Source organism: Vibrio toranzoniae (assembly GCF_024347655.1).
Classification (GTDB): domain Bacteria; phylum Pseudomonadota; class Gammaproteobacteria; order Enterobacterales; family Vibrionaceae; genus Vibrio; species Vibrio toranzoniae.
The window spans coordinates 1,386,051-1,402,525 of record NZ_AP025514.1; the positions used below are offsets into that span (position 1 = coordinate 1,386,051).

General features: G+C 44.5%; 13 protein-coding genes. 8 read left to right on the forward strand and 5 right to left on the reverse strand.

Annotated features, from left to right (window positions below; all coding sequences use genetic code 11):
* The first annotated feature begins 48 nt into the window (after positions 1-48).
* The 6 genes from prpC to OCU50_RS06105 all read left to right on the forward strand — a co-directional run bounded on the left by prpC (position 49) and on the right by OCU50_RS06105 (position 9,314).
* The gene (gene prpC, locus OCU50_RS06080; RefSeq protein WP_060467591.1) at positions 49-1,251 is read left to right on the forward strand and encodes a bifunctional 2-methylcitrate synthase/citrate synthase; all 1,203 of its coding nucleotides are present in this window, start codon (positions 49-51) and stop codon (positions 1,249-1,251) included.
* Between the two features lie 87 nt (positions 1,252-1,338).
* Positions 1,339-3,984, forward strand: a complete 2,646-nt coding sequence (acnD, locus tag OCU50_RS06085; RefSeq protein WP_370736475.1) for a Fe/S-dependent 2-methylisocitrate dehydratase AcnD — start codon at positions 1,339-1,341, stop codon at positions 3,982-3,984.
* A 9-nt stretch (positions 3,985-3,993) separates the two neighbouring features.
* On the forward strand, positions 3,994-5,166 hold the full coding sequence (prpF, locus tag OCU50_RS06090; protein WP_060467593.1) for a 2-methylaconitate cis-trans isomerase PrpF: 1,173 nt from the start codon (positions 3,994-3,996) through the stop codon (positions 5,164-5,166).
* A 116-nt stretch (positions 5,167-5,282) separates the two neighbouring features.
* Entirely contained in the window at positions 5,283-7,187 is a 1,905-nt protein-coding gene (locus tag OCU50_RS06095; protein WP_060467594.1) for a propionyl-CoA synthetase, read from the forward strand.
* A gap of 162 nt (positions 7,188-7,349) precedes the next feature.
* Positions 7,350-7,829, forward strand: a complete 480-nt coding sequence (locus tag OCU50_RS06100) for a GNAT family N-acetyltransferase (RefSeq protein WP_060467595.1) — start codon at positions 7,350-7,352, stop codon at positions 7,827-7,829.
* A gap of 72 nt (positions 7,830-7,901) precedes the next feature.
* The gene (locus OCU50_RS06105) at positions 7,902-9,314 is read left to right on the forward strand and encodes a bifunctional NUDIX hydrolase/phosphatase PAP2 family protein (RefSeq protein WP_060467596.1); all 1,413 of its coding nucleotides are present in this window, start codon (positions 7,902-7,904) and stop codon (positions 9,312-9,314) included.
* 105 nt (positions 9,315-9,419) lie between these two features.
* Here OCU50_RS06105 and OCU50_RS06110 read toward each other — a convergent pair whose 3' ends face one another.
* Positions 9,420-10,229 (reverse strand): Cof-type HAD-IIB family hydrolase, encoded by an 810-nt coding sequence (locus OCU50_RS06110; protein WP_060467597.1) that lies wholly within the window; start codon positions 10,227-10,229, stop codon positions 9,420-9,422.
* A 184-nt stretch (positions 10,230-10,413) separates the two neighbouring features.
* On the opposite strand from OCU50_RS06110, the gene queE reads away from it, so the two are divergent.
* Together queE and queC are read left to right on the forward strand one after the other, a co-directional pair.
* On the forward strand, positions 10,414-11,082 hold the full coding sequence (queE, locus tag OCU50_RS06115) for a 7-carboxy-7-deazaguanine synthase QueE (RefSeq protein ID WP_306345491.1): 669 nt from the start codon (positions 10,414-10,416) through the stop codon (positions 11,080-11,082).
* 58 nt (positions 11,083-11,140) lie between these two features.
* Positions 11,141-11,836 (forward strand): 7-cyano-7-deazaguanine synthase QueC, encoded by a 696-nt coding sequence (queC, locus tag OCU50_RS06120; protein ID WP_060467599.1) that lies wholly within the window; start codon positions 11,141-11,143, stop codon positions 11,834-11,836.
* Here the strand turns inward: queC and OCU50_RS06125 are convergent.
* The 4 genes from OCU50_RS06125 to OCU50_RS06140 all read right to left on the reverse strand — a co-directional run bounded on the left by OCU50_RS06125 (position 11,796) and on the right by OCU50_RS06140 (position 16,396).
* Positions 11,796-13,823, reverse strand: coding sequence for a tetratricopeptide repeat-containing diguanylate cyclase (locus OCU50_RS06125; protein ID WP_060467600.1), 2,028 nt, complete (start codon positions 13,821-13,823; stop codon positions 11,796-11,798). The genes queC and OCU50_RS06125 overlap by 41 nt on opposite strands.
* Before the next feature lie 163 nt (positions 13,824-13,986).
* Entirely contained in the window at positions 13,987-14,337 is a 351-nt protein-coding gene (locus tag OCU50_RS06130; RefSeq protein WP_017055260.1) for a DUF2750 domain-containing protein, read from the reverse strand.
* Positions 14,338-14,471: 134 nt separating this feature from the next.
* On the reverse strand, positions 14,472-15,089 hold the full coding sequence (locus OCU50_RS06135; RefSeq protein ID WP_060467601.1) for an OmpA family protein: 618 nt from the start codon (positions 15,087-15,089) through the stop codon (positions 14,472-14,474).
* The gene (locus OCU50_RS06140) at positions 15,089-16,396 is read right to left on the reverse strand and encodes a TolC family outer membrane protein (RefSeq protein ID WP_202612704.1); all 1,308 of its coding nucleotides are present in this window, start codon (positions 16,394-16,396) and stop codon (positions 15,089-15,091) included. The genes OCU50_RS06135 and OCU50_RS06140 overlap by 1 nt, the downstream gene beginning before the upstream one ends.
* Between the last annotated feature and the right edge of the window lie 79 nt (positions 16,397-16,475).

Consider the following 16,475-nt stretch of genomic DNA (forward strand, 5'->3'; position numbering starts at 1 on the left):
GTCAGCACCAAAGAGTGCAGGGCGGCTAACCCAGAGAAGGAGTTCATCATGTCTGTATCTTTGAGTGATAAAGCAACTGTCGATAATGCTTCAACAGTAAACCAACAAGAGAGTACCAAACCGTCTAGCGCACCGGCGATTGGCGGTGCTGGTCTGCGTGGCCAGAGTGCTGGAACTACGGCGCTGTGTACGGTAGGAAAATCAGGAACCGGTTTAACTTACCGTGGCTATGATATTACCGACCTTGCTAATCATGCTCAATTTGAAGAAGTGGCACATCTGCTATTAAGAGGCCATTTGCCCAGTGAAAAAGAGCTAGACGATTACAAAACATTGTTGGTTGGTCTACGCGGCTTGTCTCAACCGTTGAAAGCGGCGTTAGAGCTTATTCCTGCTGACGCTCACCCTATGGATGTGATGAGAACGGGTTGCTCAATGTTGGGTAACTTAGAGCAAGAATCAGACTTCTCTGAGCAGCTATCGGCAACAGAACGTATGCTTGCACTTTTCCCTGCCATTATCTGCTATTGGTACCGCTTCAGTCACGATGGCGTGCGAATTGATACTGAAGATAAAAGCGAAGCATGTCTGGGTGGTTACTTCTTGAAGATGCTAACGGACAAAGCGCCGAGTGAACTGCATAAGAAGGTAATGCACTGTTCGCTAACGCTTTACGCAGAACATGAGTTTAATGCCTCTACCTTTGCGGCTCGTGTTTGTGCGTCAACGCTGTCGGATATCCATTCGTGTGTAACAGCAGCGATTGGAACGCTAAGAGGCCCGCTGCATGGTGGCGCGAATGAAGCGGCAATGGACATGATCCAAGGTTGGAAAACCGCCGATGAAGCTGAAGCGAGTATCATGAAGATGCTTGCTAATAAAGATAAAATCATGGGCTTCGGTCATGCCATTTATCGTGAGAGTGACCCACGCAACGCGCTGATTAAATGTTGGTCAAAAGAACTTGCTCAAGAAGTGGGCGATGAGCAGCTCTACGCGGTATCTGAGCGCGTTGAAGCGGTCATGAAGCGTGAGAAAGGCCTGTTCTGTAATGCGGATTTCTTCCATGCCTCTGCCTATCACTTCATGGACATCCCAACCAAACTGTTTACGCCTATCTTTGTGATGAGTCGCCTCACAGGTTGGACGGCGCATGTGTTCGAGCAAAGAGAAAACAATCGTATCATTCGCCCCAGTGCAGACTACACCGGGCCAGAACATCAAGACTGGCTACCTATTCATCTACGTTAACCCTTTTGTCTCAAGGCGACTCATATATCGAGTTGTCCTTGAGATCTAATGAATAGAATTTTAGATAATGGTGGATGTATGCCTGATATGAAAATTGATAAAAAACAGAGTCTTGAGCAGAGTGTAGGCGTTAAAAATAGCCAATACAGAAAGGTTTTACCGGGAACTAGCTTAGAATATTTTGATGCTCGAGAAGCGGTAGAAGCAATATCTCCGGGTAGCTATAAAACCTTGCCTTATACGTCGAGAGTATTGGCGGAGCAATTGGTAAGACGCTGTGACCCAGTTGCTCTTGAAGACAGTTTGAAGCAGATCATTGAGCGTAAGAGCGACTTAGACTTTCCTTGGTATCCTGCGCGTGTGGTGTGTCATGACATTCTAGGTCAAACCGCGTTAGTTGATTTAGCGGGTTTACGAGATGCGATTGCCGACCAAGGCGGAGACCCCGCCAAGGTGAACCCCGTTGTTGAAACTCAACTGATTGTTGATCACTCTCTGGCAGTGGAACACGCAGGCTTTGATAGCGAAGCCTTTGATAAAAACCGCGCCATTGAAGAGCGCAGAAACGAAGACCGTTTTCATTTTATTGAATGGTGTAAAACCGCGTTTAAAAACGTGAGTGTGATCCCGGCTGGTAACGGGATCATGCACCAGATCAATTTGGAGAAAATGTCTCCGGTTATTCAATCTAAAGAAGGCATTGCGTTCCCAGATACCTGTGTTGGTACTGATAGCCACACTCCTCACGTTGATGCGTTGGGTGTTATTGCGATTGGAGTGGGCGGATTGGAAGCGGAGACGGTAATGCTAGGTCGTCCGTCGATGATGCGTTTACCAGATATTGTGGGCGTTAAGCTAACGGGTCAGAGACAAGAAGGTATTACAGCAACGGACATTGTGCTTGCGATTACTGAGTTCCTTCGCAATCAGAGAGTGGTCTCAAGCTATTTGGAATTCTTCGGTGAAGGGGCTCGTGCGCTAACCATTGGTGACCGCGCAACAATATCTAACATGACACCAGAATATGGTGCGACAGCGGGTATGTTCTACATCGATGAACAGACCATTCAATATCTCAAGCTTACAGGGCGAGAGCCTGAACAGGTTGAGTTAATTGAGCTTTATGCTAAGCAAACCGGACTGTGGGCTGATGACTTAGAGTCCGCCCAATACGAACGTGTGCTTGAGTTTGATTTGTCTAAAGTTGAACGCAACCTTGCAGGGCCATCCAATCCTCATCGCCGTTTGCCAACCAGCGAACTTGCCAAGCAAGGAATCAGTCAAGCATCTTGGAAAGAGCAGCACGCTGAACAATATTCCGACGACCAGATGCCAGATGGCGCCGTGATCATTGCGGCGATTACGTCTTGCACCAATACCAGTAATCCAAGAAATGTCGTCGCCGCTGCTTTGGTCGCTAAAAAAGCCAATCATCTTGGATTAGTTCGAAAGCCATGGGTGAAAACCTCATTTGCACCGGGTTCTAAAGTTGCCAAGCTCTATCTTGAGTCTGCAGGTTTGCTTCCTGAGCTGGAACAATTAGGCTTTGGTATCGTCGGTTATGCGTGTACGACTTGTAACGGAATGAGTGGGGCGTTGGACCCTAAAATCCAACAAGAGATCATCGACCGCGACCTCTATTCAACCGCCGTGTTATCTGGGAACCGAAATTTTGATGGTCGAATCCATCCTTATGCTAAACAGGCGTTTCTAGCGTCACCGCCATTGGTGGTTGCTTATGCCTTGGCTGGTACGATTCGCTTTGATATCGAGAAAGACAGCCTAGGTATAGACGACAGTGGTAAGCCAATCTATCTAAGTGATTTGTGGCCAAGCGATGCAGAGATCGATGCGGTTGTCGGTGAGCATGTTAAACCTCAGCAATTCCAACAAATTTACGTAAAAATGTTCCAGCCAGACGAGGGTCAGGTAACTACTGAACCGCTTTATGACTGGCGATCTCAAAGTACCTATATTCGAAGACCACCTTATTGGGAAGGTGCACTCGCAGGGGAGCGAAGCCTTTCTAGTATGAGACCGTTAGCGATCTTAGGCGACAACATCACCACCGATCATCTCTCACCATCAAACGCGATTCTTGCATCAAGTGCCGCTGGTGAGTACTTGGCGAAAATGGAAGTACCAGAAGAGGACTTTAACTCGTATGCGACTCACCGAGGCGATCATCTTACGGCACAAAGAGCGACGTTCGCCAACCCGAAGCTGTTTAATGAAATGGTGAAGGACGCTGGAGAAGTCGTGCAAGGTTCACTAGCTAGAGTTGAACCCGAGGGGCAGGTTACTCGCATGTGGGAAGCGATAGAAACCTACATGAACCGTAAACAACCTTTGATTGTTGTGGCTGGCGCAGACTATGGACAAGGTTCATCACGCGACTGGGCGGCTAAAGGAGTGCGCTTAGCGGGTGTTGAAGTGATTGTTGCTGAAGGCTTTGAGCGAATCCACAGAACCAACTTAGTGGGTATGGGCGTTTTGCCGTTGCAATTCAAAGCAGGAACGGATCGCAACACCTTAGAACTCGATGGCACCGAGCTTTACGACGTTTACGGCGACATTGAAGCGGGTTCTGATTTGGCTCTAGTAATCACTCGCAAAAACGGTGAGAAACTCGATGTGCCAGTAACCTGCCGACTAGACACGGCAGACGAAGTGAGTGTGTATAGCGCTGGTGGCGTATTACAACGCTTTGCCAAAGACTTTCTCGCGCAATAGGAGCCTGTGATGAACGCTAAACAGATAAAAGTCCCGGCAACTTATATGCGTGGAGGAACCAGCAAAGGTGTTTTCTTCTGCTTGAATGACTTACCAGAAGCGGCGCAAGTTGCGGGCCCTGCGAGAGACGAATTCCTTCTGCGTGTGATTGGCAGCCCAGATCCTTATGGTAAGCAAACTGATGGTATGGGCGGTGCGACGTCCAGCACCAGCAAAACTGTCATTGTGTCGAAGAGTGGTAAAGCCGATCACGATGTTGATTATCTCTTTGGTCAAGTGGCGATAGACAAGCCATTTGTCGATTGGAGCGGCAACTGCGGGAACTTGTCTGCAGCGGTTGGCCCGTTTGCTATTCATAGTGGCTTAGTCGACTCGAATCGTATTCCAGAAAATGGTGTGGTCGAGGTGCGAGTATGGCAAGTGAACATAGAGAAAACCATCATTGTTCATGTGCCTATCGTGGATGGTGAAGTCCAGGAGTTGGGCGATTTTGAACTCGATGGTGTCACTTTCCCCGCCGCTGAAATTCAGGTTGATTTTCTGGACCCTACAGACGCGAGTGGATCGATGTTTCCGACGGGAAATGTGGTCGATTTCTTAGATGTTCCAGAGCTAGGTTGCATCAAAGCGACTTATATTAATGCGGGGATTCCGACCATTTTTGTTGATGCGGAATCGGTCGGATATCTAGGCACTGAGCTTCAACCAGATATCAATAGCGATCCAAAAGCCTTGGCACTGTTTGAATCCATCCGAGCGCATGGCGCCGTTGCGATGGGGCTTATTGATTCGTTAGAACAAGCTGAATCTCGCCAACACACACCTAAAGTCGCCTTTGTTGCTAAGCCACAATCGTATCGAGCCTCAAGTGGTAAACCTATTTCAGCTGACGATACCGACCTTCTGGTGCGTGCTTTGTCTATGGGGCAACTGCATCACGCCATGATGGGCACAGCAGCGGTTGCGATTGCTTCAGCGGCAAGTGTCCCGGGAACTTTAGTGAATTTAGCGGCGGGAGGAAGCTCTCGTGACTTTGTGACCTTTGGTCATCCATCAGGAACCTTGAAGGTGGGTGCGAAAGCTTTGCAGACCGAAAGCGGTTGGAAAATAGAAAGGGCGATCATGAGCCGTAGTGCCCGAGTGATTATGGAAGGTGCCATTCGTGTGCCTTTTCCCAAGTAAAGCGATTGTCGTGAGCGGTTAAATGTTCCGAAAACAATGCTGAGAAAAGAGTGCAACCAAGTGCTACTGCCAAAGGCTAGCCGCTTGGGAAATGGATAAATCATGGAGGAGGCACTATGTCTGCTACGAATCGAATGACTAGAAAAACGGATTACATCACCGAGTATCAATGGGCGAGGGAAGACCCAAATTCGTTCTGGGAAACACAATCACAAGCCATTGATTGGTTTGAGTCTCCAAAAACGATATTACAAACTGACGATAACGGTATTGAACGCTGGTTTCCTGATGGGGTGATGAATACTTGTTGGTTGGCGTTGGATTATCATTGTGAACATGGCCGTGGTGATAAGGTCGCGCTGATCTACGACTCACCAGTCACGGGCGTCAAGTTGACTTACACTTACAATGAGCTTCGCGAACAAGTGGCTAAGACGGCAGGAATGCTTGCTGAGCAAGGTGTAATCAAAGGCGATCGTGTGGTTATCTACATGCCAATGATTCCTGAAGCAGCTATGGCAATGTTAGCCTGTGCTCGGTTAGGTGCTGTGCACTCTGTGGTGTTCGGCGGGTTTGCACCGCACGAGCTTGCGGTTCGAATTGAAGATGCCGAACCCAAAGTCTTGATTACGGCTTCATGTGGTATCGAAATCAACAAAGTTCTACCGTATAAACCGATGGTTGACCGAGCCATTATGGATAGCCGTTGGAAGCCTGAAAAAGTCGTAGTTTTTCAAAGAGAGCAATGCCTTGCTGAGTTAAACAAAGAGCGTGATTTGCATTGGCAACAAGCGGTGGCTGGTATTGAGCCTCATGAGTGTGTGCCTGTTTTGGCAACCGACCCGTTATATATCCTCTATACCTCGGGTACGACAGGGAAGCCGAAAGGGGTTGTCCGCGATAATGGCGGTCACGCGATCGCGATGAAATACTCGATGAGTACTATCTATGATATGCCGCAAGATGGTGTGTTTTGGGCGGCTTCCGATGTGGGTTGGGTGGTTGGGCATTCTTATATTGTGTACGCACCACTGATTCATGGCTGTACCACGATTCTGTTTGAAGGCAAACCAGTCAGAACACCAGACCCCGGCGCATTCTGGCGTGTGTGTGAAGAATACAACGTCGACGTGTTATTTTCTGCGCCAACCGCATTTAGAGCCATTAAGAAAGAAGATCCCGAAGGTGAGTTGCTCACCAAGTATGACTTATCATCACTCAAGTCGATTTTCATGGCTGGCGAACGCTTAGATCCGCCAACATTAGATTGGGTTGAATCTCATACCAGCAAACCGGTTATTGACCATTGGTGGCAAACCGAGACGGGTTGGGCTATCTCTGCTAACCCTACAGGACTTGAGTCTTTGCCTGTGAAAGCGGGCTCTTCAACTAAACCTGTGCCGGGCTATCAAGTCGAAATCCTCAATGAAGTGGGTGAGCCTGCACAAGCTAACCAACAAGGTTTCGTTGCACTCAAACGACCGCTTCCACCTGGCTGTTTACCGACGGTGTGGCGCAATCATGATAGGTTTGAATCCGGCTATCTGAGTCAATTCCCGGGGTATTATGTGTCGGGTGACGGTGGTTATCTTGATGAAGATGGTTACCTATTTATCATGGGTCGTATTGATGATGTGATAAATGTGGCGGGTCACCGTTTGTCTACCGGTGAAATGGAAGAGATCGTGGGCGGTCACCCAGCCATTGCAGAATGTGCAGTAGTCGGGATTCATGATGACTTGAAAGGTCAACTCCCGCTTGGTTTAGTGGTACTGAAAGACGGCGTGAAAGTCGATGGTACTGAATTACAAGCGGAATTGGTGGGTAAGGTTCGTAACGAAATTGGGGCGGTTGCCTGTTTTAAGCAAGCCTTGGTTGTTGAGAGGTTGCCTAAGACACGCTCCGGTAAGATCTTGCGTAGGACCATTCGTCAGATTGCAGAAGGTGAGCAGTATGTGGTGCCTTCGACGATTGACGACCCTACGAGCTTAACTGAGATTGCTAAGAAGTTAGGCAAATAGGTTTGAATCAAAATATCAACTTATGGTCACAATAATGTGGCCATTTTTGTATCTAAATGTGCCGTTCAAACAATGAATTAATTCAATCACTTGTATAGATACTGACGGCAAGTAAACTAGACTTAATTTAAATACTAATTTGGTTTGAGAAGCGTACTCGTCATGAATGTCACCCTAAGGGCAGCAAAGCACACCGATCTAGAGCAACTTAATGAGTTGATGTTTGATCTTCACCAACATCATCATATTGCGTGTCCTGAGCATTTTAAAACGGCTGAAGAAATAGAGCTGGAAAAGAGTATCGCACGATATTTGGATAACCCTGAATGCTTGGTGTACGTGGCATTAAAAGGAGAACTGATTATTGGTTTTATCTCGGGGCATTTTTGTGAGCTTATCTCAACGGTGAGTAAACCGGTACAGATGGGCAGTGTCGACGAGCTTTTTGTTTTGCCAGAATATCGTAAACTGAAGGTGGCGAAAATGCTATTTAGTCGTGTTGAGTCGACTTTTGAGGATTATGGCGTGACGCAGGTTTTTGTCGAGGTTTGGGACTTTAATTCACCTGCCAAGGATTTCTATCAAAAAATGGGGTTCACTCCTCATATTCAATGGATGAGAAAGTCTTTGCACGAAACATAGACAGCAGTCTTCGTTGTGTTTGATTACACTAGAGTATTCTGTATTTGCAGCTTTTATTTTTAGGTAAACTTGTTGGTTATTCGATATTTATTAGTTCTTATTCTTTCTCTTTTGAGTACTACTTCCGCTTGGGCTAGCAACACCTTGCCTGATCATGTCGCGGGTGCCTTGTGTGTAGTGCGTGCTGATAACCAAATCGTGTTGGTTGATGAACTGATCACAGGTCAATTATCTCTGCCGGGTGGCACTGTTGTTTCTGGTGAGCCGCCAGCTATCGCAGCGCAACGTGAAACTTGGGAAGAGGCCGGTTTGTCCGTTACTGTTGGTGATGTGCTGGGTTACACCGATAGCGCCGTTGTGTTTGACTGCGTCTCTGACTCTGAAGTGATCAGCTATCAAGCTCGAAATGAGCTAGGTGGTTTTGAACTTCCTATCTGGTTTGCTCCTCACTATGGAGTGGAGGTTAGCAGAGCGATGTTACTTCCTCCTACTGAGTTGGAAGCAAACCAGTACCGTTACTCAGAACAGTGGTCTGAGATTAACGATCTGTTTCTTTCCGCGACTGATCAGCCAGTGACTTATGTGACTGAGCTGGTGGGTGCTGCACCGAAAGTTCACCAAGTTGAACTGAACTGGATTGTTTCACTTCAAAACACGTTCGATAATTTGCCGAGTGTGTTTTCTAGTACGGCACTTTTGACTGACTTACTCGTAAAGCCCTGGGTTTTCATCATTATCTTGCCGTTGATAGCTTGGTATTTTGGCCGTAATTTTGCGTTGAAGTTTGGTTTCACGTTGATATCAGTAACACTGCTTACTTTAATTGCGCACCAAGGCTTTGGTTTCCCACCTCCGCATGCCTATTTACCAACATTGAAACTGGTGATGAGCAGTGGGTATAGTTTTCCAAGTTTGTTAGCTGCCCTATGGGTCAGTTTAAGCTTATTAGTGTTTTGGAAACTAAAGTGTTTGTTTGAACAAAAGTCGACAGTGATTGTGGTCGTTGGTCTACTTTGGATAATGCTGTTTAAGTCTTATTCAGGCAGTGCTTTCTTTAGTGATGTTTTGATTGGCGGCGTATTGGGAGCATTAACAACGTGGCATATTGTGAGATTAGACGCGAAACCTGATGTTGATATTAGTGTGTTATTGAGCTCTAAAGGTGTTTGGTGGGGCTTATGCCTGTTATCAATCGTACTTACGGTTATCTGGCCATTACCAACATTCTCATTTTGGGTGGCGATTTTGATGACGATAGCTTGTCTTGTAACATTAACAGACTCAAAACCTTTGGTCGGTCAGTTCTCATTTACGGTCGTGATTGGGGTCATTGTGATGCTACTTGCTGGTAACTTGCTGATCAGTTGGGCTGGGAGCTTTGTCTCTTTTAGTGGTATCGCTTCTTTTATTGTTGAGACGTTACGTTTTCCAATCTTGATTTTATTTGGTGTAGTCGCGTTTCGTCTGCCTTGGGCTCGGAAATAGTTAAACCACTCTTGTTAAATAAAAGAAGGCTGTGCACTGCACAGCCTTCTTTATCTCAAGATATTTTAGGGCGAGATAGATAAAGCCTAAGGGTTTATCTAACGTTTACGAGTTGAAAATAAACTTTTCAATCGCGACGGCTACACCGTGGTCGTCATTGCTTGCTGTTATGTAGTCAGCTAACTTCTTGGTTTCTTCCATTGCGTTATCCATTGCAATGCCAAGGCCAGCAAAATTAAGCATGTGATGATCGTTCTCTGCATCACCCATACAGATCACTTCTTCTGCTTTAATACCCAAGTGCTTAGCAATGGCTTTAATACCGACACCCTTGTTCGAATTTGGGTTTAAGAACTCTAAGAAGAAGGGTGCACTTTGCACGATAGTGAATTGACTCTTAAGCTGCTGAGGTAAATTGCTTATGATTTCAGTCAATTTCGTTGGTTCAGCTACAATCATAGTTTTTATAATTTCATGATCGTCTTCCAGTTGAGAGAAGTCGAGTTCGGTTATGTCTAAGCCGTTAATACGCGCTTCAATACTTGTGTACTCATTATTCTCTGGAGTAATCAAACCATGAACCTTGCTGAAAGCATGAACATAGCCACCAAGTTGTTCAGCTAATACCGCGACCTCTTTCGCTGCTTTACCATTACTGATCTCGCTATGGATGAGCTCTTTTGTCGAGACGTTCTGAACCATACAGCCATTGTAGAAGAGCACAAAGTCATCGTCGCCGTTGATTGAAAGTTCATCTAACTTGCTTTGCATGCCTTCTAAAGGGCGACCAGAAGCGAGAACCACTTTCACACCTGCAGCGCGAGCTTTGGCGATCGCGTCTTTGTTCTCTTGAGAAATCACTTTTTCACTGTTGAGTAGTGTGCCATCCATATCAAGAGCAATCAGTTTGTACATGTTGTTCCTTATTAAAAATTTAAGCTTAACGAAACCTAATGAACGAAAGGATAAGGGAACTTGAAACTTCAGGCTAGGGGTTTGAGCAACTCATTTATCGCTATTCATTTGTTTGACCAAAACGAGTAAGTGCTTTAAGGTCTGCGGTTGATTAATTTCATCAAATAATAAAGCAGAGGGAAAGTTGTACAAGATTAATGAAATGTTTGAAACCATCCAGGGTGAGGGCATGTTTACTGGCGTTCCCGCTGTTTTTGTTCGTCTGCAAGTTTGTCCTGTAGGCTGTTCTTGGTGCGATACCAAACAGACTTGGGACGCATTACCTAAAGATGAAACTAGTCTTGGTAACATCATGGTTAAAACAGAGGATTCACCAACTTGGTCATCAATTGATGCTCAAGGAATCGTGAATGAATATATCAAGCAAGGTTACACTGCTAAGCACATTGTGATTACTGGTGGTGAGCCATGCATTTATGATCTTGTTCCTCTTACTGAAGCATTTGAGCAGCACGGTTGTCGCTGTCAGATTGAGACTAGCGGAACATCAGAAGTTAAAGCCACATCGGATACTTGGGTTACGGTGTCACCAAAAGTGGCGATGAAAGCGAAACTGGACATCCTAGATAGTACCTTACAACGCGCTAATGAGATTAAACACCCAGTCGGTACAAGCAAAGATATCGAACAGCTTGATGCTTTATTGGAGCGAGTGGATGTTTCGAGCGATACCATTATCGCATTGCAACCAATCAGTCAAAAAGATCGCGCGACGCAACTCTGTATTGATACCTGCATTGAGCGTAATTGGCGCTTATCAATACAAACTCACAAATATTTGAGCATCGCGTAGGTTGTATTTTTACTGGGCAAGGTAAGTCGCTAGTAGAAGGTTCTCGTAAGGATTTAAGATGAAAAAAGCAGTGGTAGTATTCAGTGGCGGTCAAGACTCAACAACGTGTCTTGTTCAAGCATTAAAAGAATATGATGAAGTTCATGCGATCACGTTTGATTATGGTCAGCGCCATAGACTCGAGATTGAAGTGGCTGAGTCATTGTCGAAAGAACTTGGTGTTAAAGCGCACAAAGTGATGGATGTGACTTTGCTAAATGAGTTGGCGATCAGCTCTTTAACCCGTGATGACATCCCAGTGTCACATGAGCTACAAGAGAATGGGTTGCCAAACTCGTTCGTTCCTGGTCGTAATATTCTTTTCTTAACGCTGGCTGGTATTTACGCATACCAAATCGATGCTGAAACGGTGATTACTGGTGTATGTGAAACAGATTTCTCTGGTTATCCTGATTGCCGCAATGATTTTGTAAAAGCGATGAATTCTGCACTTGTACAAGGCATGGACAAGCAGCTTGATATCAAAACTCCATTAATGTGGCTGAACAAAGCTGAAACATGGGCGATGGCCGACCAGTATTCAGCACTTGATCTTGTTCGTAACAAAACCCTGACTTGCTACAATGGTATTATCGGTGATGGCTGTGGCGATTGTCCTGCGTGTGAATTACGTAAAGTAGGTCTTAATGATTACCTAGGTGACCGTGAAAGCATTATGGCTGAGTTAGTTCGTAAACAGACGGAGTATAAATAGCTTCAGGTAGATCAATCGGTTCGTTATAAGCCTCAATGATGCCGTTTCGACCACCACTCTTTACTTGATACAGTGCTTGGTCAAGAACAGAGTAGAGCTCATCAAAGTCACTTAGTGCGTTTGAGGTTGCTAGATAAGCAAAACTCGCGGTTACATTAAGTGGCTTTTTGCTTTCTGACAGGAAGATACTGTTTGATATCGCATAATGCAGTTCTTCAACACGTTCACGCACCTCAGAAGGCTTGATGTCGGTCAGCATGACAAGAAACTCTTCGCCGCCCAAGCGGCCAAATAACTCACCTTTGACTAAATGCTTTCTTATTTGATTACTCACATAAACGAGTGCTCTGTCACCTGTTGGGTGACCATATTCATCATTAATCTGCTTAAACTTATCTAGGTCGAGCAAAATAAGAACATGTTGATTATTTGTTCCTTGGCAACGTTTAATTTGCTTAATTCTGCGTATTATCTCGGTTCGGTTGTAGGCTTTTGTCATGCCATCAATAGTAGCCTTAGCTCGCATTGCTCTGTTTATTAACATGGTAAAGATTGCTGTGCATAGCAACACCACTACAATGATATTGTACACTCGCCGTTGATGTTCCATTTTTTCAATATAGAGTCGGTCTTGTCTCGTTTGATGCGTTAAGAGTGAGTGTTTTAATTCTTGGTCGTATCTGGCGTGAGTAAGATCGAGCGCTTCAAAAGCTAACCTGATGTCTGTATTTCGCGTTTCCATTTCTATAGCCGTGTATCGTTGATACAAATAGAAAGCCTGTTTGTAATCTTCGAGGGTTTGCTCAATATCAGATAATTGAAGAAGTGCTTGAGCAATATATTTGGGCCTTGTGACTTGTTCGGCTAATTCTAGCGCTTGCTCAGCATAATTAAGTGCTTCTGTTGTTAGTTGTTGTTCTTCGAACATGTCACTTATTGTAAGGTAAGCATTAATTCGAATGACATCATTATTGAGTTCATTGGATGCTAAAAGAGACTCGACTAGGTAGCTTTGGGCTAAATCATATTCTTTTGCATGGGTATAGGCTTTTCCTAAACCTAAGTTTGCCATAGCGATGCCGTAGTTATGAGAAGATGCAACCAATAGTGTTTTTGCTTTTATAAAATGGTCGATTGCTAAACTGTTTTTTCTTTGGTTTAGGTATAGGTCAGCTAGGCTGTGATGAACTTGAGCTTTCATCAAATCAGAAGCATTAGCTCTTAGAGTCAACGCTTCCTCTAAGTACTGCGCCGACTTTTCGTATTGCTTCAGCTCTTTAAGTAAATTACCGACATCGTTATAGATTCCTGAAATATCATGCCCTTGTGGAAACACATTGATCAAAGATAGGTAGGTATTTAACGCAGCTTGATAATCACTACGGAAATGGTGGTTATTGGCGATTACGCGATAAGTAGTGAACTTAGGGAGTACAGGGTCTTCTATCTGCTCCAAAGCATTTTTAAGTGCTGAGCAATAGTAGTTTGCTTGATGGTACTTAGCTTGCTCGTTTAACGAACGACATAACTGATACTTCAATAGCGCACGGCCAGTTTGGTCGTTCCGTGACTGCATTTTCGTCAGTAAGGTTAAAAAAATCTTTTGAGCTTGCTCATTTTCTCCTTGAGCATCCTTTGTAAGAGCTAAAATAAACGCTTCTTCAATGGCTTGATATTCCTTCTCTTTGTTGTCCATACCATAAAATGGCTGACCTCTGTGCATCATATATTGATATAACAGGGATGATATGTAGAGCTTATCTCCAAAATGACTTAGGTTAGTGTAGCGCGTCTGGAGCATATTCAATGCACGTGCGGGTGAGTGCTTCAGAGTCGATAGATAAAGCGCATTCCAATCGGCATTGGGAGTCTCATGTAGATTGGAGGAGGGGATTGATGAATTATGTAGTTCATCTGCTGTTGATATTTGGCTATAAGAATAAAAGCTAATGAAAAGCAGCAAGGCAATGAAAGTGGAGTGTATCACAAGGAACTATCAATCAAATAAAGAACGATATTCTATAATTAGTTTGATGTTGCTTCAATTTTTAAGGGGTGCCGGTGAGGGACTATGCGAGGTAAGTCTCTAACTTGTTGATATTTATTGAAGATAAATAGGCCGTACGCACCTGTACGGCCTATAATGAAAATTAGATGTATAATTTCGCTAGGTCCGAAGGCTCTAGTTCTTTACCTTCTAAGCTTGCATTCCAGTTAGTACCAACAAGAACACCATCTTCAGCAAGAGTCAGTAACCAATCTTCCACAAAAATATCAAGTGGAATTTCTAGTACTTCAAAGTCAGCCCACTCTTCTACATTATGAGCGAGAGCATCTTCTTTTGATGACCAAAATGGCATAACTTCGCTAGTTTCGAATTCAGTTGAGTCACATGCTAGCCAACCTTCTTCATTGCGAAGGCCCCATACAAGTTTTGTCTCTTGTGTTTCTGAAACGAAAAGTTCTAGGTTTGCTTGAGTATCAGCTGTTAGTTTGCTCATGGATTAATTCTCTATGTTGATAACGTGGCAAGATTAACATTATAGAAGGCTTAGGTACATGCTATTCAAGGAATTATAAGAAAACTGAAACGTTACCTTATATAACGTTTCAGCTTAGATACCGCGGGTTGTGACTACCTTCCAAGTTTTGTGAAGATATGCCATTCTTCTTTAATATTGCCTTTAAATCCAGCAACGGAAGCAACGACTTTTCGGTTTAATGCGTGGCTGATTTTGGTCCCCTCGCTATCGAAAACGGTATCCCCATAACCAATAATAGTCACTCTAGATGGTTGAATACCGTTGCTAATTAGAGCTCGTCTCACATTTGATGCTCGTTTTTTAGATAGATCTAAGTTATGAGCCGAATTTCCGACTTTGCTGGCGTAACCTTGCAGGCGAATAGTGGTACTTTCATAACGTTTTAAAAACGCTGCCATTTGACGGATTTGACCAAGGAAAACAGGATTAATTTCTGTTGAGTTGTTGGCAAATAATATATGAAGTTCTTTCTCCTCCGTAGACTCGAAATAAGAGCCACAGCCATCATTATCTATCTCTGCGCCAATTTGTGTATCAATACATAAATCACGGGCGTTGATAACACCATCGTTGTCATCGTCTTCTAGATCATAACTTTGCACGCTCTCTGGGAGCGCTCGATATTCGAACTCTTCATCGTTTGTGTCAGCTAAAATGTTGGCGGAAGCAACAAATAGACAGAGCGGAAATACAGCTTCTAGTAGCTTCATTAATATTCTACCTTTTCATTCCATTCTTGTGGGATATCGACACGTAAACCTGTCAGCAAATTACCGGTCGCGTTCATGACCCGATATTTAGCATATTGTTCATCATACTTGGCATCTAAATAACCTTTACGAGCTTCAAAGAGTTCATTCTCAGTGTTAAGTAAATCGAGAAGTGTTCGTTTACCGATGCGGTATTGCTTCTCGTAAGAGATAACCGTATCTGATGCTGAGTCTACGTGGTCTGATAAGAACTCTTTTTGTTGTACGGTTAAATCCAGAGCGCTCCACGAGAGGCGTAAACTCTCTTCTACATTACGGTAAGTGCTCTCGCGAAGGTCTTTGGCCTTGTTGAGTTGGTAAGCTGCACTTTCTGCACGGTCTTGGTCTGAACCACCGTTATACAGGTTGTACCTTAAACGAACCATAGCAGAAAACTCATCGCTGCTACCTTCATTACCGCCAGCATCGTCACGCCAGGTTTGAGCTGCTTCAAAAGAAACGGTCGGGTAATTTGAGCTTTTAGATTGTTTATATTGGAACTTAGCTGAGTCCACATCGGCTTGTGCAATTTTGATAACAGGATGTTGGTTGAAAGCTTTCGCAAGAGCGCCATCTACGGTGTAAGGAATTGCTCCAGCGTCCGCTCGCGGAAACACTAAACCTAAAGGTGACTGTCCAACAATACGCTTAAACTGAGTATGTGTATCAAACAAATTATTTTGCGCTGCGAGTAAATTACCATGAGCTTTAGCAATACGAGCTTCTACTTGGGACATATCTGCTGTAGAGCCAATACCAGATTCGACACGTTTTTTAATGTCGCTGTAGATATCCTTGTGTGTTGCTAGGTTGTTTTCAGAAAGGGTGAGCACTTCATAAGCTTTCACAGCATCAAGGTATACTTTGGTTACCTCGAGAGCGATATCTTGGGCGTTGGAGAGTAATTGGTAACGAACAGATTCTGCATCAGCCGCGGTACGATCAATATCGTTGGAAGTATTTGCGCCATCCCAAATTAACTGAGTCAAAGTAATCGTCGCTTCCTTTCGAGTCAGATCTGTCGTGTTCTGGTTAGTGACGAGATCCGTGTGCTCATAGCCAATCCCACCATCCAAATCTATGCTCGGTCGATAAGCACCACCGGAAGCATCGTTTAGGTAACGTTTACTCACGTACTCGTTATACGCACTTTTAATTTCAGGATTCCCTTCTAGAGTAAACGCGACGGCTTGTTCTAAGGTTTGCGCTGCCGCCGGTAAGCTAATACTTATAGCTAATCCCAATGTTGTTTTTTGAAGCCAATTCAATTTACATCTCCCCACAATTAAGCTCACACCTAAGTCTTCAATTTCTATCGTTATATATGAATTTTAGGTGAACCGCCAA

Excerpts from the sequence above, each read along its gene's own strand:
- prpC (WP_060467591.1), top strand. The coding sequence starts at position 49 with ATGTCTGTATCTTTGAGTGATAAAGCAACTGTCGATAATGCTTCAACA.
- acnD (WP_370736475.1), top strand. The coding sequence starts at position 1,339 with ATGAAAATTGATAAAAAACAGAGTCTTGAGCAGAGTGTAGGCGTTAAA.
- prpF (WP_060467593.1), top strand. The coding sequence starts at position 3,994 with ATGAACGCTAAACAGATAAAAGTCCCGGCAACTTATATGCGTGGAGGA.
- OCU50_RS06095 (WP_060467594.1), top strand. The coding sequence starts at position 5,283 with ATGTCTGCTACGAATCGAATGACTAGAAAAACGGATTACATCACCGAG.
- OCU50_RS06100 (WP_060467595.1), top strand. The coding sequence starts at position 7,350 with ATGAATGTCACCCTAAGGGCAGCAAAGCACACCGATCTAGAGCAACTT.
- OCU50_RS06110 (WP_060467597.1), bottom strand. The coding sequence starts at position 10,229 with ATGTACAAACTGATTGCTCTTGATATGGATGGCACACTACTCAACAGT.
- queC (WP_060467599.1), top strand. The coding sequence starts at position 11,141 with ATGAAAAAAGCAGTGGTAGTATTCAGTGGCGGTCAAGACTCAACAACG.
- OCU50_RS06130 (WP_017055260.1), bottom strand. The coding sequence starts at position 14,337 with ATGAGCAAACTAACAGCTGATACTCAAGCAAACCTAGAACTTTTCGTT.
- OCU50_RS06135 (WP_060467601.1), bottom strand. The coding sequence starts at position 15,089 with ATGAAGCTACTAGAAGCTGTATTTCCGCTCTGTCTATTTGTTGCTTCC.